19 protein-coding genes are annotated in these 22,992 nt (G+C 57.0%); 12 read left to right on the forward strand and 7 right to left on the reverse strand.

Translation table 11 applies throughout. From position 1 onward, the window contains the following. The first annotated feature begins 78 nt into the window (after positions 1-78). From SPO_RS06135 to SPO_RS06165, 7 genes are all read left to right on the forward strand, one after another. Positions 79-1,527 (forward strand): M81 family metallopeptidase, encoded by a 1,449-nt coding sequence (locus tag SPO_RS06135; protein ID WP_011046952.1) that lies wholly within the window; start codon positions 79-81, stop codon positions 1,525-1,527. Between the two features lie 155 nt (positions 1,528-1,682). Further along, positions 1,683-3,278 (forward strand): ABC transporter substrate-binding protein, encoded by a 1,596-nt coding sequence (locus SPO_RS06140; RefSeq protein WP_011046953.1) that lies wholly within the window; start codon positions 1,683-1,685, stop codon positions 3,276-3,278. Positions 3,279-3,352: 74 nt separating this feature from the next. Then, a complete protein-coding gene (locus tag SPO_RS06145) occupies positions 3,353-4,294 on the forward strand; it encodes an ABC transporter permease (RefSeq protein ID WP_011046954.1) in 942 nt (313 codons plus the stop codon). Then, positions 4,294-5,196, forward strand: a complete 903-nt coding sequence (locus SPO_RS06150) for an ABC transporter permease (RefSeq protein WP_011046955.1) — start codon at positions 4,294-4,296, stop codon at positions 5,194-5,196. The genes SPO_RS06145 and SPO_RS06150 overlap by 1 nt, the downstream gene beginning before the upstream one ends. A 10-nt stretch (positions 5,197-5,206) precedes the next feature. Then, positions 5,207-6,850 (forward strand): ABC transporter ATP-binding protein, encoded by a 1,644-nt coding sequence (locus tag SPO_RS06155; protein ID WP_044029085.1) that lies wholly within the window; start codon positions 5,207-5,209, stop codon positions 6,848-6,850. Between the two features lie 3 nt (positions 6,851-6,853). Continuing rightward, the gene (locus SPO_RS06160; RefSeq protein WP_011046957.1) at positions 6,854-8,023 is read left to right on the forward strand and encodes a M20 aminoacylase family protein; all 1,170 of its coding nucleotides are present in this window, start codon (positions 6,854-6,856) and stop codon (positions 8,021-8,023) included. Between the two features lie 5 nt (positions 8,024-8,028). After that, positions 8,029-9,159 carry a M20/M25/M40 family metallo-hydrolase gene (locus SPO_RS06165; protein ID WP_011046958.1) on the forward strand — a complete coding sequence of 377 codons (1,131 nt, stop codon included), beginning with the start codon at positions 8,029-8,031 and terminating at the stop codon, positions 9,157-9,159. Positions 9,160-10,029: 870 nt separating this feature from the next. Here SPO_RS06165 and SPO_RS06170 read toward each other — a convergent pair. Beyond that, positions 10,030-10,728: a hypothetical protein gene (locus SPO_RS06170; RefSeq protein ID WP_044028017.1), complete on the reverse strand. Its 699-nt coding sequence runs from the start codon at positions 10,726-10,728 to the stop codon at positions 10,030-10,032. A gap of 126 nt (positions 10,729-10,854) precedes the next feature. Here SPO_RS06170 and SPO_RS06175 point away from each other — a divergent pair, with 126 nt between their 5' ends. The 3 genes from SPO_RS06175 to SPO_RS06185 all read left to right on the forward strand — a co-directional run bounded on the left by SPO_RS06175 (position 10,855) and on the right by SPO_RS06185 (position 12,995). Further along, complete coding sequence (locus tag SPO_RS06175; protein WP_011046960.1) at positions 10,855-11,109, forward strand: helix-turn-helix domain-containing protein; 255 nt, start codon at positions 10,855-10,857, stop codon at positions 11,107-11,109. A 203-nt stretch (positions 11,110-11,312) separates the two neighbouring features. Further along, positions 11,313-12,086 (forward strand): AAA family ATPase, encoded by a 774-nt coding sequence (locus tag SPO_RS22445; RefSeq protein WP_084790946.1) that lies wholly within the window; start codon positions 11,313-11,315, stop codon positions 12,084-12,086. A 24-nt stretch (positions 12,087-12,110) separates the two neighbouring features. Further along, on the forward strand, positions 12,111-12,995 hold the full coding sequence (locus SPO_RS06185) for an ATP-dependent nuclease (protein WP_158454162.1): 885 nt from the start codon (positions 12,111-12,113) through the stop codon (positions 12,993-12,995). Here the strand turns inward: SPO_RS06185 and SPO_RS06190 are convergent. Continuing rightward, positions 12,982-14,382 (reverse strand): site-specific integrase, encoded by a 1,401-nt coding sequence (locus SPO_RS06190; RefSeq protein WP_230981778.1) that lies wholly within the window; start codon positions 14,380-14,382, stop codon positions 12,982-12,984. The two genes, SPO_RS06185 and SPO_RS06190, sit on opposite strands and share 14 nt — an antisense overlap. Positions 14,383-14,821: 439 nt before the next feature. Here SPO_RS06190 and SPO_RS06195 point away from each other — a divergent pair, with 439 nt between their 5' ends. Further along, the gene (locus tag SPO_RS06195; RefSeq protein ID WP_011046962.1) at positions 14,822-15,949 is read left to right on the forward strand and encodes a tyrosine-type recombinase/integrase; all 1,128 of its coding nucleotides are present in this window, start codon (positions 14,822-14,824) and stop codon (positions 15,947-15,949) included. Between the two features lie 82 nt (positions 15,950-16,031). Here SPO_RS06195 and SPO_RS06200 read toward each other — a convergent pair whose 3' ends face one another. Further along, a complete protein-coding gene (locus tag SPO_RS06200; RefSeq protein ID WP_011046963.1) occupies positions 16,032-16,388 on the reverse strand; it encodes a hypothetical protein in 357 nt (118 codons plus the stop codon). 3 nt (positions 16,389-16,391) lie between these two features. Between SPO_RS06200 and SPO_RS22805 the strand changes: the two genes are divergently transcribed. Then, positions 16,392-18,365 carry a hypothetical protein gene (locus SPO_RS22805; protein WP_144083967.1) on the forward strand — a complete coding sequence of 658 codons (1,974 nt, stop codon included), beginning with the start codon at positions 16,392-16,394 and terminating at the stop codon, positions 18,363-18,365. A gap of 851 nt (positions 18,366-19,216) precedes the next feature. On the opposite strand, the gene SPO_RS06210 is transcribed toward SPO_RS22805, so the two are convergent. From SPO_RS06210 to SPO_RS06220, 4 genes are all read right to left on the reverse strand, one after another. Beyond that, positions 19,217-20,701 carry a recombinase family protein gene (locus SPO_RS06210; RefSeq protein WP_011046965.1) on the reverse strand — a complete coding sequence of 495 codons (1,485 nt, stop codon included), beginning with the start codon at positions 20,699-20,701 and terminating at the stop codon, positions 19,217-19,219. Next, a complete protein-coding gene (locus SPO_RS23075) occupies positions 20,698-20,844 on the reverse strand; it encodes a hypothetical protein (protein WP_158454163.1) in 147 nt (48 codons plus the stop codon). Before SPO_RS23075 ends, SPO_RS06210 begins: the two co-directional genes overlap by 4 nt. 112 nt (positions 20,845-20,956) lie before the next feature. Continuing rightward, positions 20,957-21,703: a DUF932 domain-containing protein gene (locus SPO_RS06215; protein ID WP_202807076.1), complete on the reverse strand. Its 747-nt coding sequence runs from the start codon at positions 21,701-21,703 to the stop codon at positions 20,957-20,959. A gap of 99 nt (positions 21,704-21,802) precedes the next feature. Further along, complete coding sequence (locus SPO_RS06220; RefSeq protein WP_011046967.1) at positions 21,803-22,966, reverse strand: type IV secretory system conjugative DNA transfer family protein; 1,164 nt, start codon at positions 22,964-22,966, stop codon at positions 21,803-21,805. Positions 22,967-22,992: the final 26 nt, after the last annotated feature.

Raw genomic sequence — 22,992 nt, forward strand, 5'->3', positions numbered from 1 at the left:
CAATCTTGGACAAGACGGGTTGGACCGCCTTATCGTGGCACGCGACGTCAACCGCATCCGCGCCGCTAGGAGCCTGTCATGAAAGTACTGATCGCGGGACTTGCGACCGAAACCAACAGCTTTTCCCCCATTCCCACCGGGCGGCTCGCCTTCGAGGACAGCTTTGTCAGCCGCACCGCCACGCGGGAACCCGCCAACCTGTTCTCGGCGCCCCAGCACGAATGGCGCGCCATGGCCGAGGCGCGCGGGTGGGAGGTTGTCGAAAGCCTGTCCGCCTTTGCACAGCCTGCGGGTCCGACGATCCGGTCGACCTATGAAGGCTTCCGCGACGAGATCCTGGCCGATATCGAAGCGGCCAAACCCGATATCCTGCTGCTGTCAATGCATGGCGCCATGATTGCCGAGGGCTATGACGATTGCGAGGGCGACATGCTTGTGCGCGCCCGTGCCATCCTTGGCCCTTCGGCGGTGATCGGGCTTGAGATCGACCCGCATAATCACCTGACCGAGGATATGCTCGGGGCTGCCGACCTGATCGTCTCTTACAAGGAATACCCCCATACTGACGGGCATCTGCGTGCGCGCGAGCTGTTCACGCTTGCCGCCGATACCGCGGCGGGCAAGATCAGGCCGGTCATGCGCGATTATGATTGCCGCATGATCACCATGTTCCACACGACCCGCGCGCCCATGCGCGGCTTCGTGGACGAGATGCAGGCCCGTGAAAACACCGGCGGCATCCTCTCGCTGTCCCTGACGCACGGGTTCCCCTGGGGCGATTGCGAACGGGTGGGGGCGCGAATGCTTGCGATTGCCGATGGCGACGCCGAGCTGGCCGAAACCGTGGCGCGCGAATTTGGCGAGAAACTGTGGTCGCTGCGCGATCAGCTGCGGGGCGACTGGCCGTCGATCCCCGGGGCCATCGACCACGCGGTTGCCGCCAACAAGACCCCGGTGGTGCTGGCTGATTTCGCCGATAATGCGGGCGGTGGCGCACCGGCTGATTCAACCTTCGTCCTGCGCGAGATCCTGGGGCGCGGGCTGCGGGATGCGGCAATCGGCATCTTCTGGGACCCGGTCGTCGTGCGGATGTGTCAGGATGCCGGCGTCGGCGCGCAGATGCAGGTGCGGCTGGGTGGCAAGATCGGCGCGATGTCGGGCGATCCGCTGGACCTGAAGGTCACCGTGCGCGGGCTGCGCGAGAAGATGACCCAGAAAATGGGCGAAGGTCAGATGCCGATGGGAAATGGTGTCTGGCTGGAAACAGAGGGCGTGCATATCGTGGTCAGCGACCGCCGCACGCAGGCCTTTCACCCGATGTGTTTCACCGATCTGGGGATCGACTTGTCGGACATGCGGATGGTTGTCGTGAAATCCTCGCAGCACTTTTATGCAGGATTTGCCCCGATCGCCTCTGAGGTGGTGTATATCTCGGGTCCGGGCGCGATCACGCCGGATTACGCGAATATTCCCTACACCAAGCGCGATTCGAATTACTGGCCAAAGGTAGAGGACCCCTTTGCCTGACGCCAGTTCTTTTGGCGCAGGCCACCGTTTGATTGACAGCAGTCAGGGGATCTGCAGTCAAGAACATAACAATGTTTGACAGGTTAAATTGCATTCCGAATAGTTGACGTAGCGCAAAGAAGTGGTTGCGCCAATAAATTGACAGGGAGACAATTATGCTCAACTCATCACGACGCGGTGCGCTGCGCAGCGCCGTGGGTGCGATGGTTATCGGTCTTGGGCTGACCTTTTCGGGGTCGGCCACACAGGCGGAAACCGTCCTGAAAGCGGTGCCGCATTCGGATCTCAAGATCCTGGATCCGATCTGGACGACTGCTTACATCACCCGCAACCATGGTTACATGGTTTATGACACGCTCTTTTCGCTGGACGCGCAGGGCAACATCCAGCCTCAGATGGTCGACACCGTCACCACATCCGAGGATGGGCTGATGGTCACCATGACATTGCGTGACGGGCTGGTCTGGCACGATGGCGCGCCGGTGACGGCGGCGGATTGTGTCGCCTCGATCAACCGCTGGGGATCGAAGGACGCAATGGGCCAGAAGATGATGAGCTTTGTCGAGTCGCTCGAAGCGACCGACGACAAGACCATCACCTTCAAGCTGAGCACGCCCACGGGCCTGGTGACTCTGGCCCTGGCCAAGCCCAGCTCGAACGTGCCCTTCATGATGCCCGAACGGGTGGCCAGCACGCCCTCCTCGGAACAGATCGCCGATTACACCGGGTCGGGTCCGTTCGTGTTCCGCCAGGATCTGTGGGAGCCGGGCACCAAGATCGTCTACGAGAAGTTTGACGGCTATGTGCCGCGCTCGGAACCCGCTTCGGGTCTGTCGGGTGGCAAGATCGCCAAGGTCGACGTTGTCGAATGGCTGCCGATCCGCGATCACCAGCAGGCGGTCAACGCGCTCAAGGCCGGTGAGATCGACTTTATCGAGGCCCCGCCGCATGACCTTCTGCCGCTGCTGAAGGACGATCCCAACATCACGCTCGACGATTTCAACCCGGCGGGCAACCAGTTCACCTTCCGTTTCAACGTGCTGCACCCGCCCTTCGATAATCCGAAGATGCGTCAGGCCCTGCTCTATGCCTTCAACCAGGAGGATTTCGTGCAGGCAGTGGTCGGCAACGAGGAGTATTACGAGCTTTGCCTCGCGCTGTTCGGGTGCGGCCTGCCATTCGAATCGACCGCGGCCATGGACGGCCTGCTCGAGTCGAATTTCGCCAAGGCGCGCGAGCTGATCGCGGAATCGGGCTATAACGGCGAGCCGATCCTGCTGATGCATTCGACCGACCTTGCGGTTCTGACGAACCTGGCGCCCGTCGCCAAGGATCTGATGGAAGCGGTGGGTCTGAACGTCGACATGCAATCGATGGACTGGCAGACCCTGGTGGCCCGGCGCTCCAAACGGGACGCCCCCGCCGATGGTGGCTGGAACGCGTTCATCACCTCGTGGACGACGGGGGATCTGTTCAACCCGGTCGCTGCGGCCTTCCTGAACTCGAGCTGTGACACGGCTCTCTTCGGCTGGCCCTGCGATACCCGGATCGAGGAGCTGCGCGATGCCTTTGCGCGGGCCACCTCGGTCGAGGAGCAGAAGAAGATCGTCGACGAGGTCCAGGCGGCCTGGTTCGACTATCCGACCCATATCCACCTGGGTCAGTGGACCAGCCGTGCCGCGATGACCAATAACGTGTCCGGCCTGCTGCAAACCGGCGCTGCGGTGTTCTGGAACCTGGAAAAGAACTGACGCATCGTCAAATCAAACGGCGGCGCGCCTTGATGCGCGCCGCCGCCCCTTCTCAGAACAGCGGGTGAACCGGAATGGTTTCCTATCTTCTGCGCCGTGTGCTGGCGACGATCCCGGTCATGCTGCTGGTCGCCGTCTTCATCTTTCTTCTGTTGCGCCTGACCCCGGGCGATCCGGCCACGATCATCGCGGGCGATTACGCCAATGACGAACAGGTGGCCCAGATCCGCGAGAACCTGGGCCTGGACAAGCCCGTCGTGACCCAGTTCTTTGTCTGGCTGGGCAATATCGCGCAGGGGGATTTCGGCGAAAGCTTCTTTTACAAGAAGGATGTCAGCGAGTTGATCGCCGCGCGGCTTGAGCCGACGTTGTCGCTGTCGCTGCTGACCATCGTCCTGACCGTCTCCATCGCGGTGCCGCTGGGCACCCTGGCCGCCTACAGGCAGGGGAGCTGGGTCGACCGGGGCATCATGGGCTTTTCGGTGCTGGGCTTTTCGCTGCCGGTTTTTGTGATCGGCTATGCGCTGATCTACCTGTTCTCGATCCAGCTGGGCTGGCTGCCGGTGCAGGGTTACCAGCGCATCGGCGAGGGGATGGGCGGCTGGCTATACCGGCTGATCCTTCCATCCTGCGCCCTGTCGGTTGTCTTCGTGGCCTTTATCGCGCGTATGACCCGCACCAGCGTGCTCGAGGTGCTGGGCGAGGACTACGTGCGCACCGCGCGCGCCAAGGGCCAGACCGAAACCCGCGTGCTGGTGCGTCACGCCCTGCGTAATGCGGCGGTGCCCATCGTCACGGTGATCGGGCTGTCCTTTGCGGTGCTGATCGGCGGGGTCGTCGTCACGGAATCGGTCTTTACCATTCCCGGGCTTGGCCTGCTGACGGTCGAGGCCGTGCTGGCCCGCGATTTCCCGACCATCCAGGCCGTGATCCTGCTGTTTTCCTTCATTTACGTGCTGATCAATCTCATCATTGACGTCAGCTATACGCTGCTTGACCCAAGGATCCGCTACTGATGTCCACCACCGCAATTTCTCCTGCCGGGCAGACCGTGCGCCGGATGTTTCGGAACTCTTCGGTCATTGTCGGCGGCGTGCTTGTGCTGGTGATCACGCTGATGGCCCTTCTTGCGCCTGCGCTCGGCACCCGCGACCCCTCGGCCATCTCGCCCAAGGATCGCAACCAGCCGCCCGGCTTCGAGGCCACTGTCCGGGACCGCGAGACCGGCCAGAAGGTGACGGTTGAATACAAGCTGGGCACCGACACGCTGGGGCGCGACGTCTATAGCCGCATCATCTACGGCGCGCGTATCTCGTTGGTGGTGGGGCTGGCCGTTGCCGCCATCGCCATCGTGATCGGCATGGCGATCGGGGTGCTGGCGGGTTACATCCGATGGCTTGACGGCATCATCATGCGCGTGATGGACGGGCTGATGGCGATCCCCGCCATCCTGTTGGCGATTGCGGTGGTGTCGCTGTTCAGCGCGGGTCTGCTGAGCGTGATCATCGCCATCGTCGTGCCCGAGGTGCCACGGGTCGTGCGTCTGGTCAGGTCGATCGTGTTGTCGATCCGCGAAGAACCCTATGTCGAGGCCGCGATCACCGCGGGCACGCGCACGCCGACCCTGCTGGTGCGCCATGTGCTGCCCAACACCATCGCGCCGCTGATCGTTCAGGGCACCTTCATCGTGGCATCCGCCATCATCGTCGAAGCGATCCTGAGCTTCCTGGGCATCGGCATCCCGCCCGAGATCCCGACCTGGGGAAACATCATGGCCGAGGGGCGCACGGTGTTCCAGCTCTACCCTCACAACATCCTGTATCCGGGGGTCATCCTTGCGATCACGGTGCTGGGGGTGAACATGCTGGGCGACGGGCTGCGCGACACGCTCGATCCGCGCTTTGCGAAACGGGTATAGGGTGGAACCGATGGTGGATCACAAATATGCCCTCGAGGTCGATGGCCTGACCGTCAGCTTGCCGACAAACGCCGACCGGCCAAACGCGGTCGAGAACATCAGCTTTACCGTCGCCCCGGGCGAGATCGTCTGCGTGGTCGGCGAAAGCGGCTCGGGCAAATCCGTGACCGCCTCGGCGGTCATGGGGCTTTTGCCCGATGCGCTGCGGCCGATCGCGGGCCGGACGCTGCTTGAAGGGGAAGACACGCTTGCGGCCGACAAGAACCGCCTGCGCGACCTGCGCGGGACCCGCATGGCGATGATCTTTCAAGAGCCGATGACGGCGCTCAACCCGGTCACGCGCGTCGGGGAACAGATCGCCGAAGTGCTTGAAATTCATACCACCATGAGCGCGGCCGAGCGGCGTCAGCGCGCGATCGAGGTCATGGAATCGGTTCATCTGCCCGATCCCGAGAGGATGGTGGATTCCTTCCCGCACCAGCTGTCCGGGGGGCAGCGCCAGCGCATCATGATCGCGATGGCGTTGGTTCTGGACCCAATTCTGTTGATCGCGGATGAACCAACCACGGCGCTGGATGTCACCACCCAGGCGCAGATCCTCAAGCTGATCAAGGAGATGCAGGAGCGGCGCGGGACCGGTGTTCTGTTCATCACGCATGACTTTGGCGTGGTGGCGGAAATCGCCGACCGCATCGTCGTCATGCAGAATGGCCGCATTGTCGAATATGGCGACCGGGACGAAGTGCTGCAGCGTCCCAAGGCGCCCTATACGCAGATGCTCATGCGGTCGGTCCCGTCGATGACGCCGCCCGACCGCAGCGCCAAGACCGACAAGACAGCGGTCGAAGTCACCGCGCTGAACAAGGTCTATGGCCGCACCGGCTGGCTGTCCAAAGACCGGATCGTGCACGCGGTGCAGGATGTCGATCTGCAGGTACGCAAGGGCGAGACATTGGGCATTGTCGGCGAAAGCGGCTCTGGCAAATCCACCGTCGCGCGCTGCATCGCGCGGCTGATTGATCCAACCTCGGGCTCGATCGGGCTGCACGGGGCGGAAATCGCCCATCTCACACAGGGGCAGCTGCACCCTTATCGCCGCAAGGTGCAGATCGTTTTCCAGGACCCTTACCGCTCGCTCAACCCGCGCCGCACCATCGGCCAGTCGCTGATCGAGGCGCCGATGAACTACGGGATGACCCGGGATCAGGCGCTGACGGTGGCACGCGATCTGATGGAGCTTGTCGGCCTGTCCGGCGATGCGCTGGATCGCTATCCTCACCAGTTCTCGGGCGGGCAGAGACAGCGGATCTGCATCGCCCGGGCGCTGGCGGTCGAACCCGATATCCTGATCGCGGACGAGGCGGTCTCGGCGCTTGATGTCAGCGTTCAGGCGCAGGTGCTGAAACTGCTCGACGACATCCGGGTCAAATACAATCTGGCGATGCTCTTCATCACCCATGACCTGCGGGTGGCCGCCCAGATCTGTGACCGGCTGATCGTGATGCAAAAGGGCGTGGTGGTCGAGCATGGGCCAACCCGTCAGGTCTATCAGGACCCTCAGCACGCCTATACCCGACTGCTGCTGGAGGCCGCGCCGGGCCAGGGCATGCGGTTCGGCTCGCAAATCCAACCTACCGTTGCCCAAGGGAGTTGACGCATGAAGATCCTGCCCGCCATCGAGCAAAGCCGGAGTGAGCTTGAAACCATCTTCAAGGATCTGCACGCACATCCCGAGATCGGTTTTACCGAGACCCGAACCGCGGCCATCGTCGCCGAGAAACTGCGCGCCTATGGCGTGGACGAGGTGCATGAGGGGATCGCCCGGACCGGCGTCGTGGCCCTGATCCGGGGCAAGGGCGACGGCAACCGCCGCATCGGGCTGCGCGCCGATATGGACGCCCTGCCGATCCACGAGGAAACGGGGCTTGCCTATGCCTCGACCCGGCCCGGCATCATGCATGCCTGCGGCCATGACGGGCATACGACCATGCTGCTGGGCGCAGCCAAGCACCTGGCCGAGACCCGCGATTTCTCGGGCACTGCGGTTCTGATCTTCCAGCCCGCCGAAGAGGGGCTGGGCGGCGCGCGCGGAATGCTTGCCGATGGCCTGTTCGATCGGTTTCCCTGCGACGAGGTCTATGGGATGCACAACTGGCCCAACGGCACGCCGGGCAAGTTCCGCATCGTGAAGGGCGCGGCGATGGCAGGGGCCAGTTTCTTTGACATCCACATCAAGGGAAAGGGCAGCCACGGCGCCATGCCCCAGGACAGCCGCGATCCGCTGATCGTGGCAAGCGCGCTTGTCGGCCAGATCCAGACGATCGTGTCGCGCAACATCCCTCCGCTTGACGCCTGCGTGGTCTCAGTGACGCAGATCCATTCGGGGTCGGCCTATAATGTGGTGCCCGACACTGCCACGCTGGCGGGCACGATCCGCTACTTCAAGGACGAGGTCTGCGCGCTGGCGGAGCAGCGGATGCAAGAGCTTTGTGACGGGCTCGCGGCCGCCTATGGTGTCGAGATCCGGCTCGAATTGCGCAACATCTTCAACGTCCTCGAAAACGACGCCGATCTGTCGGACGCCTATATGGAAGCGGCCTGCGATATCGTCGGCGCGGAAAACGTGATCGAGCGCAAGGAGCCGGTCACCGGCTCCGAAGACTTCGCCGACATGCTGCGCGCGGTGCCGGGCGCCTATTGTACACTTAGCCATGCCGGCAACGTGCCGGTGCATAATCCCGGCTATGTGCTTGACCCGGAAATCCTGCCGGTTGGCGCCTCGATCCTTGCCCGGATCGTGGAACGCCGACTAAGCCCGGCCGCGTGACCGCCATGCCTTATCTCGATCTACCCTTCGACGCAGACGCAATGCTGGCGGGCCTCAAGCCCTGGATCGAATGCGAAAGCCCGACCTTCGACGCCGCCGCCGTGAACCGGATGATGAGCCTTGCGGCCTATGATCTGTCACAGATGGGGGTCGTCGAACGCATCCCCGGGCGGATGGGCTTTGGCGATAGCCTGCGCGTGCGCCTGCCGCACCCCAGGGCAGGCGAACCCGGTATCCTGATAGCGGGTCACATGGACACGGTGCACCCGATCGGCACGCTTGCCAAATTGCCGTTCCGGCGCGAGGGCGATCTTTGCTATGGCCCCGGTATCCAGGACATGAAGGGGGGTAATTACTGCGCGCTCGAAGCGCTGCGCCAGATCGCGGCGGCGGGCTTGCATACCCCCTTGCCGGTCACGGTTCTCTTCACTCCGGATGAAGAGGTCGGCACGCCCTCGACACGCGAACTGATCGAATCCGAGGCGCGGCGAAACCGATACGTGCTGGTGCCCGAACCGGCGTTGCCCAATGGCGGCGTGGTGATCGGACGCTATGCCATCGCGCGGTTCAACCTGCGCACCACCGGACGGCCCAGCCACGCGGGCGCGCGTCTGGCCGAGGGCCGGTCGGCAATTGCCGCCATGGCCCGGCGTATCCTGGATATCGAAGCGATGACAGGCGCGGACTGCACCTTCAGCGTCGGTGTGATTCATGCGGGGCAATGGGTGAATTGCGTGTCATCCAGCTGCGAGGCCGAGGCGCTGAGCATGGCCAAGCGGCAGGAAGACCTTGACGATGGCATCGCGCGGATGCTGGCGCTGGCGGGCGAGGCGGACGATGTCCTTTTCGAGGTGACGCGCGGCGTGACGCGGCCTGTCTGGCAGCCGAACCAGCCCGGCACGATGCAGATGTATGACCTCGCGCGCGAGATTGCCGGCGAGATGGGGGTCGAGCTGCCCTGCGACAGCGCGGGCGGCGGGTCGGATGGCAACTTTACCGGCGCGCTGGGGATCGCAACGCTCGACTCGCTGGGGGTGCGGGGGAAGGGGCTGCACACGCTCACCGAACATATCGAAGTGGCAAGCCTGCCCGAACGCGCGCGTCTCATGGCGGGGCTTTTGCTGCGGCTCGAATAGCACGCGCGCGTTGCGGCGATGTCGACCTTGCTTGTCTGGCGGCTCAAGCCGGGGTGTTTGCGGCACCATGGTGAAAGCATGCCGTGCCCGTTACGTTACTGCTATGTCTCCGTTCTTGCTGGTTAGCGTCCAGCCTTGGGAGGCCGCAGCACCAGGAAATTCAAGCAGAAGACCAGAGTTCGACAAGCTCAGACAATGCGAGCAAAACCCGGACGGGATATTGATATCATCTTGAGCCTTGCCTCAACGCATCGGTCTAAGTCGTTGATTTTGTGATGGAGGCGAGTACCGGACTTGCCTCCATCAATCCAAGTCATTGAATAACTTAGGATACCAAGTGAGAGGTTTCATTTTGTGTCTCACTTATGGGTATCACTACGTAGCCCGGATGTTGAGGATTTGTCAAAGGGATCACCGAGGAAGCCCGGAAGTAGGATGACCAAGTCACAGCCTACAGGGATGATATGTGGCTTGCGAATGATGTAAATGTATCAGGATTGGATGTTGGTTTTGGATTGTCGGTCGAAGTGGATTTCATCGAAGATGGGAGAGGCAGGTATATCAATCAGTTTTGAATATGGGTTTTAAGATATTGATTGTAAACAATTTTACAAGATAATAGGTTGATTATCTGGCCAGACAGATACTGGGTAGCATCTTGTCCTTTAGGTGGCGCGATAGATTTATCTCATGGAAACAGGAGGATGGCTAAGGGCGGCAGCGAGCACCGTACAACCTCTTGTCCTATAGTGTCGGGGAATGCTTCCGGGACGCATCGGCTGGTTGCAAGGCTGTGTCGGCTGTTAGGCTAGTCCAGATGGAAAACAGATAGATACCGGACGCCGGGGCGCTCGTCCGGGGGTATCGGTTTCAACCTGTAAAGACCCAACGCAGAAGGCCGTAGACTGACCCAAGCGCGACCCCTGCCATAGCTGCGAAGAACGCAACCACGATGGGCACAGCCCATATCTCATAGTAGCTGAGAACGCCCAGCCTCGGGACGATAAGCCCAAAAACAAACCCCGCCATTGCGCCCCGCACGCCCCAGCGCGCCCCGGTGAAGATGATCGCCTGCAAGGCGGACCTCAGCGCGTCTTTGTTGGCTTCGATCTTCTCAAGCCCGGCGTGGTAGGCGTCCGCCAAACCGGATGGGGCATGGGGGAAAGACCCTCCCGGCGCGGTAGTAGATTGGCCCTCGGAAAAATCCGCCGCAAAATCTTGAGGACGGTTCGTCTGAGCCTGCGCTTGTGACAGGTGGGCCATGTCAAAGCGGGTATCGCCACTGTCGATTGCGAAACCGCGTTGTCGGGCTTCATCTATCCAAAGCAGTTGTTTGCCATCAGTCATGCGGTTGGCCTTGTCCATCGCGTATTCGATAGCTGCTACGTCCGTTTCCGATGTCGAATGCTTGGTGAACAACCGGGCAACCTTGCCGTTTGCTTCGTCTGTATTTGCCCCGCTGTCTAGCAGGTCGAGAAAGTGAACCGCCCGGACAAACCGCTGGCCCCGACGCTTGTTGGAATACCAAACCAAAAGGGTTCCAATGCACAGGATTGCGATGATCCACATATGGCCTTCTCTCCCAAGCAATGACTGCCCGCGACCCCAACGACCCGGATAGCTTGATTATCCTAAAATGGTATTATCCTAACTTGGGATTACCCGACTGCCTGCACCCGATCAACAGGCAGTCACTTGACCAAGACACTTCGCACACCGGAACACGTCTACCTGTGCCAGCGGCTCAGGCAGGCGCGGCTTGATGCGGGGCTGACCCAAGCGGACTTGGCCGAACGGCTGGACAAGCCGCAATCTTTCGTTGCCAAGGTCGAGACGCGGGAACGCAGACTGGACGTGATCGAGTTCGCCAAGTGGATGGCGGCGTGCGAAGGCTTGGACGTGGTGTCGGAGATCGTGGCGACCATTGCGGAAGGGCGGGCCCAAGCCTGACCGCGATTTCCGGGCCTGTGAGGCTTTTTGTGTCCTTCCGAGCGCTGTTCCTGCCAGAGCATGGCAAGGCCGCTCAGCGGGCCTTCCGGGGCCGCTCAGGGCATACCAAATTCTCGTCAGCTTCGGCGATGCGGGTTGTTGCTTCTCTTTAGTGCAAGCTAAGCTTATGGTCGTGGCAGCAATCAGATCAAAGAGTATTCCCGATGAAACTGCGAGAAGTTAGCGCAAAGAATTTTCGTACACTTGAAGATCTTACCATTAATTTCAATGCTGATTACTGCACTCTCAGTGGGCGCAACAATGCCGGCAAAACCGCGATAGTAACCATAATTCGTCATTTTCTTGACGATGAACGAGAGCGTTTTCATGGCGAAAACTCATTGTCCTTCGAGCGAGATAAGACTCAATGGGCTGAATGCGAAGAAATGAGTGTATCAATTCGACTCGAGCTTGATCGTCACGATGATGCAGAAATCTTTTTTGAGGTCGACAGGTTTGCGCCACAAGTGATTGAAGGCGACACAGCTTTCGTCAGACTGACCGAGACGTTCTTCGCGGAATCAGAGAGAGAGTTGACCTGCCGATTGAACAGCAATGACGTTGATGGGCAAGCAGCAAGCGCAATTGCTAAAACCCTCAAGTCGTCTGCTACTCTTGTGGTTCACAACTCTACAGTACCAACGGGCCGCAGATATTACTATATCTCAGGTGAAATGACTGAGGTGTTGGAGTCCCATTTTTCGCAGGAAGATCGCAAGAAGATTGCGGAAGCAGAAAAACGCTTGTCGAATCGAGTGAAAGCAGCTTCGAAGGAACACAAAGAAGAATTGAACCAGTTGCTGGGGCGATTGGGAGAAAACTATGATGTCGAGCTTACTACACTGGAGCGTGGAAGATCCTCTCGGTTCCCATTGAGCGTGCGTCTGAATGACAAGAGTGTAAATGCAAACCTAGGTGGCTGGGGGTCAGGCACGTAGAACCGAACACGTGTCCTAATCTCTGTGCTCGAGGCGAACCGAATTCGCACAACACAGGCTGATGCAAATCGTCTGACACCGGTGGTTATTGTGGAAGAGCCTGAGAGCTTCTTGCATCCCTCTGCTCAAGCTGAATTCGGGAAGGTACTAAATAACTTGGCAGATGACTTTGGCATCCAGATTTTGGCTACAACTCATAGCCCATATATGCTGAACCAGACAAACCCGCACGCCAACTTGTTGCTTGAACGCCATGTCTACAGAAAACGACTGAAAGAAACACGTCGCGTGGAAACAGAAGGTGATGACTGGATGCTTCCCTTTGCTGACAACCTTGGAGTTGTAGCTGGAGAGTTCATCCCTTGGAAAAAGATTGTCTCTTCACCAAACTCAAAAATCGTTCTGGTGGAGGGCGATATTGACGTAGAGTACTTTGCTCTTCTCAAGAACAAGTACCCTAACATCTATCAGTTGCCCGATGAGATTGAGGTCGTTGGATATGGTGGCAAAGATGCTTTGAAAAACACCCAAGTTTTACAGTTTATGCTGTCGCGCTTGGAGCGGGTTTTCATCACATTTGATCTCGATGTAGAGAAAGAGGTCAAGGGCAAGCTAGAATCTATCGGTCTAAGCGATGGTGCAAACTTTTGTGCAGTGGGTGTCGACAAGCCGGGGAAGGAGTGTATCGAAGGCTTGCTGCCAGACTCCATACTTAAAGCCGTCTATTCGGAGAATGTAGATGATGTTGCAGCACTTGGGTCAACACATAGCGGCGCAAAAAAATCGGCAAAGAGCAACCTGAAGAAAGCCGCTCTTGCGAAGTTTCGCGCCACTGATTTGGAGGAAGCCGACCTTGCTGAAATGAAAAAGCTAATGAGCAAGATTGCTAAAGCGTTCACGCGATCTTGAACTTATCAATCGCTGCCTTGAGTTGTACCAAAGTGTAGCCCTCTCGGAAATAGACTTCCTGCGTCACGCCTGAGCGTTCATGGCCGACAATGCACTTCACAAGCGGTTCGGCTTCCCCGGCTTGGCTCAGGCGGGTCACCATCGTATGGCGGAAGCTATGGAACACCAATTCCCGGCTCTTGATCCCCAGCTTTGGAAGGAACGTGTTTTCGTTGAACCACCGGCTCAGGCTGCGCCCATAACCGCCATTGCGGTTATACTCGAAGTCGAAAAATAGGCGGTCATGTTGAGCGCGGCTTTCGACAAAGTCTAGAAAGCCAAGGTGAATCAGCTCCGGGTGTATCGGCACCTTGCGCTTGCTGGCCCGTGTTTTAACCCGCTTCCGTTCATCGCCTTCGTCGTCAATGTTCAAGAAATGTATGCCTTGGTCCTGTTGAATGTCGGAAACCAACAGTTGGCAAATCTCGTTCAAGCGAGCCCCGGTGAACATGCCGAGCAAAGCGCCCCACCTGTGGCTATCCTTGCGCACAAGGCCAGAGGTGTTTTCCGTCAACTCCCGATACATGAGTTGGGTTTGCGCCGGGCTGAACGGCTTTCTGTTGGTCTCGCTTGCCTTGGCCTTTGCCATCTTCATGCCCTCAAACAAAGCGTGGGGCGTGTAGTCATTGTTCTTCGCCCACTTAAAGAAGCGTATGAAGTTCGAGATGTGGTTGTTGACGGTTGTAATCGAAATCTTGGGGTGCCCAGCGACCTGTATCACTTCGCACAAAGAAAGGCTTTTCAGTTCGGGTTTGACATGCCGGTTCTGTGGCAATGCTCGAACAACTTTCTTGATTTCCTGCGCGTCTTGCTTGGTGATCGTCGCAAGCTGGCGATCTGCCCCGCAGTATTCGATAAGAATATTCAGGAAGGCCTGTATCTGGTCGGTGTATTTTTCGTCCCAGCGGTGGGCGTGCTCGTCCATGTAATCCGCGATAGCTTGCTCTAGCGTGACGCTGGGAGCGGCTGGAAGCGCCTCTAGAGCGGCAGGAGCAATGGCCGGGGCGTCGTCATAGGAATAACGCTCAAGGCCCTCAGCGGCTTCCAGAACGCGCCTGAGCATGTCCCGGCGGCCTTTGCGTAGCTGGTAGGTGATGCGGGGCTGGCTTGCGTCCCATTGTTCGTCTGACACGTCCATGACCCGCTTGAACCGGGAGATCGGCAACCACATCGGGGAGGTTGTTTCCAACTCAAGCAGGCTTTCATGGTCTAGCATTTCTTCGCGGGCATCGGTCAGGGCGTTCTTCGACAGTCCGCGCTGGTCCAGCCAGTCTAGGTACTGGTCCAGTTGGGCCTTGAAGTAAGCCTGCACCTTCTCGCGTATCTCGGTTTGCCTAAGTCCAGCCAAGGCGTTGCTATCCCTTACTATTCTACCATGTGCAGCCAAGCATCTTGCTAAGTCAGCCGCCCGATGTGGGCATCTTGTTCTTAACGATACCTTAACCGTGCTTCGCTTTTCCCGCCCGGAATGGGGCAGAGGCCAACGAAAGTAGAATATACCGTGTCTTGAGGGACTTAGGTAGGCTGACAACTTCATGGATGTGTTCCACCGTCGTGTCCCACTTGGTAGCCATGAAGCTAAGTCACTGATTTAGAATGAAATGGAGGCGAGTACCGGAATCGAACCGGTGTACACGGATTTGCAATCCGATACCCATGAATGTCATGGGTGAACATACGATCAACTAACACATTAAAATTATTGAGTTTAGACGAAAATCCGTGTATAGATGAACATACCAGCGCGTCCTTATGCGCAAGATTTCTGAGCCTAAAATGAGCCTAAGATGCGAGTTCGACTGACAGACTTGGCCGTAAAAAAGCTGCCCCTTTCCGAGAACGGGCAGGTCACCTATTGGGACGAGTTGACCCCCAATTTCGGTATCCGGTGTTCCACGCGTAGCAAGTCATACATCGTGCTCCTGGGTGAAAAACGGCGTCGGAAAACGCTTGGGCGCTATCCGGACCTTTCCCTTGCTGATGCGAGGAAACAAGCCAAGCAATTGCTTTCCGCCAATGCTATGGGTGAGGGGCAGGTTACGCCTCATGCTCCAGTGGTGGCCTTTGAAGAAGCCAAGGCTCGCTTTCTCAAGGACTGCGAAGGTCGCAACAAGCCCCGCACTGTTGCCGACTATCGCCGATTGCTCAACAGGCATTTCAACTTCAAAGGCGATGTTCGAGAAGTCTATCGCCAGCAGGTGATGAGGGTTGTTTCAGGCCTTTCCGCAACACCTTCGGAACAGTCCCATGCCTATGTTGCCATACGAACTATGATGAACTGGTGTGTCCGCCACGGTTTGGTTGATCACTCTGTCGTCCCGCCGATGAAGCAGAAGACCAGTGAGCGAGACCGGGTATTATCCGAAGACGAATTGCGGAAAGTCTATCTGCGAGCACAAGAAACACCGTTTGCATTCGGACCCATTGTCCAACTCCTGATTTTGACCGGGCAGCGTCGGACCGAGATCGGCCAGATGCGCCGGTCTTGGATATCACATGGCGAAGTCGCCTTTCCGAAAGGTTTCGCCAAAAACAAGCGCGAGCATCGGTTTCCACTGTCACCTCTATCCCAGCAAGTCGTGGCAGACTTGCCCAACACCGGCGACTTGCTTTTCCCGGCTGCAACGGATTTCGAGAAAGCGTTCACCACTTGGGCGTGGCACAAAAAGCGGTTCGATGAAGGGCTTGAAGCGGTCGAGCCGTACACACTGCATGATCTAAGGCGGACGTTCGCGACCATCCATGCCAAGATCGGAACACCAATCCACGTCACCGAGAAGCTATTGAACCACGTTTCAGGGACGATCAGCGGCGTGGCGGCAGTTTACAACCGGCATTCCTACGCAGATGAGATGCGTCATGCGGCTTCGCAATTTGACACATACTTGACAGAGTTGGCTCTTACACCAACCTAGGATCCGGTAGAGAGAAAAGAAGTATTGAGCACGCCAGGCAGCAGAAACTGAAACAGGCAGGTCTTCAGAAAACTGGGTCACGTCACTCGGCACGCCCAGCCTTTCTTGTTCTCCCCGCTGCAACAACCTTGACATCCATGACATTATTCACATTCACAACATTCTCGTCAAAAGACCAAACTTTGACCTCAAAAGGCTTGAGGAACTCAAAAATGTCGACTTCCTTGACCAAGTCTCCAACCACAATGATCTTGTGAACGAACACTTCTTGGCTGCTCTGCGAATATGCAGTTAGTGTCAATCTCTTCGCACTCGAATGTGAGTCAAAGTCATAAACAAACTTGGCCCGGCGGTACACGCTACGGATGAAAACAAATGTTGACAGAAGAGCGGCGTAAAGTGCTACTGCTAGCCTGAAGTCGATATCAGGAATATGCATCGAATGAACCCTCTAAGTGACAAACGCAGGTACCGTCTTTCTGACAGACTCTCTGGAACACTTCCAGCGAAATTCGAGGGGCTTTTAGACCGACGCTTCTACCCATACTTCGACTACCTTCTCGATTCTCAGCACTCTCCAGAGGAACAGTCCGACTTCTATGAAGTGTACGTTAACAACCCGGAGATTGAGGAAAAACTGCGTCGCCGCGTCTCTTCACCGACAACCCACATAACCGCCCTAACAGGCGCACGCGGAATCGGGAAGAGTACTACGCTCCGATACTTCTTTGGCGTTAGCACACAGCCAAAACTTAAATCTCTAAAAGAGATCTTTCCTGGACAAACCGGCCGTGGTGTTAAAACAGTGATTGTTCCCTTTTACCTGGACACCTACGGTGTGCCGGAAGGTGGTAAACTTTCTGATGCCAAAATAAGATCAATACTGACGTCTCAAATTCAGGCGGCAGCGGAGCTCATTTATCGGACCTACAACGTTGAGGTGTCCGATGAGGAGCTTTTTGATTTTATCAACACACACAAAAGCCAACTCGTGACTTTTCCAGAGCTCGGTCTGAAACCAACACCCAGAGCACGAATTGAACGGTTCCGAAGTGCCGATGTGTACGCTTACACGACCGAATTACTGAAATTCGGATTGCATAATTCGGATATAGAAAGAGTCATCCTAATTGTTGATGATATCGAGAGTTGTTCTTTTGAATCTCAGAAGAACATCGTAAAAGGAATAATGCGACTAAGAGATTGTCTAAAGAATTTCGGCGATCTCCCGCGGACGTATGTGCCAGACTATATCTTCACATGCCGTCCTGCGACGTTTAATCTTTTGAAGTCGCATCCAGAAGTTGATGGTTACAGTATTGGCCACTCTATCAATTTCAACAAACCCGCGTCCATCGCAGAGGTTGTAAGCCGCCGATTCGACTACGCGAAAAAGGTTCTGGGTGAAGGGCGCGCTCCAAACGCCATGGGTACTTTAGGGAACGTAAAGAACCTCGAGACATGGCGAGAAGCTTATCGCGCGTTTGAGGCTATCATCAACAGCGTGGCTAGCGTTAACGAGGCCTTCATAGCCAACCTTTGTAATCATGATCTCAGAAGAGCGCTCATCGATTTGCAAGGCGCGCTAAGAAACTCTCGATGGTACGAGAGAGAAACCCATAGTCAGGGTGCCTTCAAAATCACTGAGGACAAATACAACTTTTCTACCGCAGGGATAATTCGTGCGTTCGTATTAAGGGAAAATGAGTATTACTCCGAAGAGGTTGATACCGTCCTTCCAAATCTGTTTTTCAATCATGAGCGAGACGAAATCGACCTAATGGTTCTTCATATTTTGAAGTTCTGCTTTGAACAAACACGTTCCAAAAGAATCACAGCGATTCCTCTTTCCAGAATATCAGATGCGCTGAAAATACCATACCGAGTAGAAGTTGTTAAAAACCATTTCGACGAAGTCTTGGACTATATGATTTCAACGGAAATAGTTCGGCAGGAAATGGTAAAAATGCCCGGTGACCGCACTAGAATGCGGTATATCATTCCGATGAACAAGGGCTTTGCCCTTTGGCGAGCTTGTAGGAGTACGAGTGTCTTTCTTGAGTTTTTCCGGGACAACACATTCATGTTTCACAATTCGGTAGGCACTTTCCAAAAGGGGAGAACGATCGGAACTTCTAGACTTGATAGCGAGCACAAGTTTATTTTTACCGCGGAATTCATCTCCGAGGTTGCCGGGTCTGAGAGTAAGATTTATCGCTTCATAAATAAATATCGTGATATGCAGAAATACAGGGAGGTTTTTGGAACTAGGTTTATCTCCAGGCCTTTGCTCTGGGGCTTTCGCGATTCCTTGCGTCGTCACTATGGTTTGGCGAGGTACAATAGCGATCTACCCACGGACGTGAAGATCGCACTGTCTCGAGCCGAGCGCGACGTGAGCCGAGTGAAAAGATAGTATGCTCAAAAAAGCAGAGCCAAAACGTGACTGGACGCATGGCTCAAAGTCTGGCTTCCTTCATTTGTCAAACTATTTGAGGCTCTGCAGACACGCCAGTCGCGATCTATATTCTTCAACGCGCCCGAAGAGCTGTGACGGCAACACAAGGAACTTATTTTTGCAGCCAGTGCACGTTTTTTCTTTTGGCCAGCTTACACCGTTTTCCCAACCACAGTGAGGGCAATCCGCCCATAGACCGTCGTGCGTTTCGTCTTCTCGAGGCAAGACACCTTTCGTCATTTTGGTTATCTCCCGCAACCCCCAACCAGCCCATTGCTGATTCATCGAAGGGTTCACGAGAGACAAAGAATCTGACTTTTCCGGTTGCGAGATCATGTTGCCATTGTGCTTTTGCACGAAACTGAAACCTCAAACAGCGACCTCTCGAGAGCCTGAAGCCCAGCAGACTGAGATCACTTGCGGAAGTAAACCATACATTGGAGGGAATTGCAAATATTGCAGCTGGAAACCTTTGGAGGTGAGCTGGTAGTTGCTGGTGCGCATGATGTTGCCTAACATGTTTGTTACGCTGTGAATTGGAAACACATTCTGCGGCAAATCAAGATACCCTCCATTCCAGATGCTGCATATTGTTCGAAGAGTTGTTCGGGTAAGCCCGCCTTATGGGACGGGCAGTCTCAAAATCGCGATTATACGGCTCTGTTGAGCCGTGTTTTGCGGTTCGAACTTGGTGTTTTCGGCTTGCTGTCGAATTTCGTCGAAACCAAGAGAAAACGGCTCCGCTGAGCCGTATTACAAAGTTCGAATTCTTGTTTGGTTATGTGCTGGATTATCCCGTCGAAAGAGGGTCAGGGCATAACATCCACTACAGCATGCATGACGCGAACACCCTCCAGAATTGCCTGTGGTGCGCTGTGGCTTTTCTCATCGGTCTTGGGGCTTTTTCGCAGCGAGACCAGCCAATCAGCAGGATGCGAGACCAATTGCCCATCCATGACACAAGGCGCGACGAGGCAATTTCTGATCAATTCGCGCTTCTTGGGTGGCGGCGCCGCGTCGTACAAGGATGAAAGATCGGCAGCCAATGCAAGCAGCGCTTTCAGATCCTTCTCCTCTGCGCGGCTGCGCTCCAATGCGTCGAGTTCTTCGCGCAGCTGCTGTTTCTCGAATTCCACGTTCTGCTTGCGCAGTTCGTAGGCGGGTTTGTCGATTGCCCCATCGACCAGCAAGTCAGTCAGTCTATCCAGACGGGCAGTTGCATCCGATATTCTAAGCCGCAACGACTTTTCGATGTCTTTGACACCATCCTTGTTAAGCCACGCGCGGATGTCGGATTCGAGTGTGACTTGATCCTCTGGAGAGATTTCCAGTCTGGCCAGTTTCTCTCGCAAGGTTTCTTCCAGGCGGTCTTCTCGGATAGCACCGCGTCCACATCTCGGAGTATGGCAGCGGTAATAGACATGGGCTTTCTGGCGCTCACCGGTCAAGACTTGACCGCAGGCACCACAGGTGAACAGACCTCGGAACAACAGCTCGTGCTTGGTCGATTTCTTGACGAAACGCTGTGCTTTGATTGCGGCGACGCGTCGATACTGGGCCGTTGAAATCAGCGGCTCATGCGCTCCGTCGTAAAGTTTGCCGCGAACGAGCATCTTGCCACAATAAAAGGGATTACGGAGGATGCTTTCGATGTTGCGCCTGACCACCGGTCGCTCGCCGACGCCTTTGAGACCGCGCCGCTGCATTTCCTCGGTTAGACTGGTGATCGAATAGTCGCCGCTGCAATAAAGTTCAAAGACCTGGCTCACCAAGGGTGCCTTGATCGGATCGATGGCTTTGACATTGCCACCGCCGGTATCGAGGTATCCGAGTGGTGCGCGGAACGGATAGACGCCGTTCTTGATACGCCCGTAGATGCCTTTTTTCACTTCCTGGCTGAGGTTGCGGCTGTAGTCGGCAGCAAGGGCCATCTGAATGTCGGCCAGCAATTGCCCGCCGCGCGTGCCAAAATCCAGACTGTCTGCGGCGAAGTACACATCTATGCCCAACTTGGCCACTTCGTGCAGTCGGGACCAATCCGAGAAGTTGCGGGCGGTCCTGTCTACCTTATGAAGAATTAGCCCTTCGGCAGCTCCCGACACCAAGGCATTCATCATCTCGCCGAAAATCGGACGACCGGTTTTCGAGGCCGTTTCCCGCTCTTCGAACCACCGGACGATCTCTAGGTTGTTCTGACTCGCAAAGCCCGTGATTGCGTCTTTCTGGGCTTCGAGAGAGGCACCGTCACCTTGCCGCTCCGTTGAAACCCGGATGTATCCGAAACAGGGCTTCATGGGTTTTCTTTGTTATCATCCGACTCTACCAAATCCTCAGGAAATTGCGAATCCGGCCATGGCCATTGGCCGGTTTTCTTGAGGTGCTCATAGACTGCCTTGCAGAGGTTGAGATGTCGTTGAAGATGTTCGTCCTTGTTCATGTTCCCATTCTACGAGCCATGGAACGCAGGCATAGACGGTGGCAAAACCTGTCAACCAATACCGTATCGCCATCGAAAATGCGGCCCAGGGATGGGCCGCATAGAGTGCGCATTATTGCGCCGCCAGTTCAGCGCTGACTGTAGCATTGCCATTGAGGCACGTCGCATCGATCACATCGTGCAACCGGCTCGTGAGCGCCGGTTGTTCGGCAATCCTGCCCTCCAACGCGTGCGTCACACAGTTGAAGAGCCGCCAAGCTGTCTTCACGCCCCAATCGTGAGGCGGGTTCTCCCAGCGTTCCATAACAGCTGCGATGCGCGTCACAGTGATGACCTCGGCGCGGTAGAGCTCCAGAACTGCGTGATCGACCAGCGACTGCGACAGGTTCGCCGCGCGGTAGCGCGAGATCACCCGATGTTGAGCTTCACGCTGATCCGCCAGTGGTTCGATCAGATCGCCGACAAGGCCCGGAAGATCACGTTTGGCTTGCGCCGTGTGTTTGCGACGCACGACATGATCGGCGATGAAGGCTAGGTTGTCGCATACGAAAACCCGTGAACCGAACGAGATGCCGATCGGAAAGGTCTTGTCGTGGCTGTTCCGCAGGCCCACCGTGTCGGTGTAGTCGCCGTAGGTACTCCGAAGCGACAGAACCCCGAAATACCGCATCCCGTCGGGTGTCACCCCGTGGTGTTCTTCTTCCACGGTGTGGCCGTAGAAGCCGAGGGTGAGCCGGACCACGTCCACCAGGCGGTGGTGTGGGATCGGCACATGGGTTGATGTTGCCTCCGGGGTTTCCAACTGGCGAAGGCCGTCATAGTCGAGCGGGCTTGCGCCCGCGTGCAGCATGAGCGTCATGGCTTGTCTCCATTGATGTTTGGGAAAGGAACGATGTCCGGAACCCATTCTACGCCTGTGCCGCCACGGTCCTAGGCGCATGGATATCGCTGCATCCGATTATTGCAGTGGCGGATCCATCGTGGCCGAGAAAGTGCCGACCCGCTCACCGCGCACCATCAGTTGAATGAAGGCGCGATAATTTGGGAGATTGACTAAGTCAGGGATTTCCACGGTTCCAAGTTGCCGGTGGAATGTCGGGGCGTCCTGCGCGCCAACACGAAACACAACCAAGCTCCCGGCGTTGCCGATGACTGCCTCGAAAACCTCTCGATCGGTTTGCACGATATGCTGATGCGCCAGGACAAGGCCGAGCCCATACTTCCGGGCTTCGGCCAGCATCCCGGCAAAGACCGATGTGGTGAAAGAATGGAACTCGTCGATGTACAGGAAGAAGGGGCGACGCTCATGCTCCGGAACGGTGTGCCGGGTAAAGGCGGCGTTGAGGACGCTGCTGACGATCAAGCCACCCATGACATTGGCGTTGTCGCTTCCAAGGCGCCCTTTGGCAAGGTTGACGATCAGGCACTGCCCGTCATCCATGATCCGGCGAAAACGCAGCGGTTCCTCCGGCTCGCAAATCGCCCGGCGCAGGGTCGGATTGGCCAGGAATGCCCCGAGCTTGTTGGCAATCGGAGCGACGCCATCGACGGCGGTCTGGTAGTTCATATTGGGGTATTCCTTGGTCCAGAAAGCAAAGACCTGCGGATCGGTGACGCGCGCCACCACCGAGCGGCGGAAATCCTTCTCGACGAAAAGCCGGACGATATCGCGGATATCGGCCGAGGGCTGTTCCAAGAGCGCCAGGACAGCATAGCGCAGCAGGTGCTCCATGCGGGCGCCCCAGGCATCCTTCCACTGCTTCTTCAGGCTCTCGATGAAACCTGACGCCACAAGAGGCCGGTGATCAGTGCCGACGCGGGTCAGCGGATTGTATCCGTAGGGGCTGACGGGATCAGCGACGTTCCAGTAGATGCCCGGGGTATCGAGCATTTCTACTAGCCCTGCGGCCAAGTCGCCGTGGGGATCGACAAGGCAGAAGCCGATGCCGTTCTTGGCGTCCTGCCGCGCCAGATTGGCAAGTAGGGTGGATTTACCGGTGCCGGTCTGGCCGATGATGTACAGGTGCATGAGCCGATCGGCGAGGCGGATGCCAAAGGGAAAATCGCCATAGCGGTAGTGCGCCTGGCCGAGCGTGGTGACGTGATCCGGATGGAAATGCATCCGCTCATTGTCCGATGCGAAGTCAT

Source organism: Ruegeria pomeroyi DSS-3 (assembly GCF_000011965.2).
Classification (GTDB): domain Bacteria; phylum Pseudomonadota; class Alphaproteobacteria; order Rhodobacterales; family Rhodobacteraceae; genus Ruegeria_B; species Ruegeria_B pomeroyi.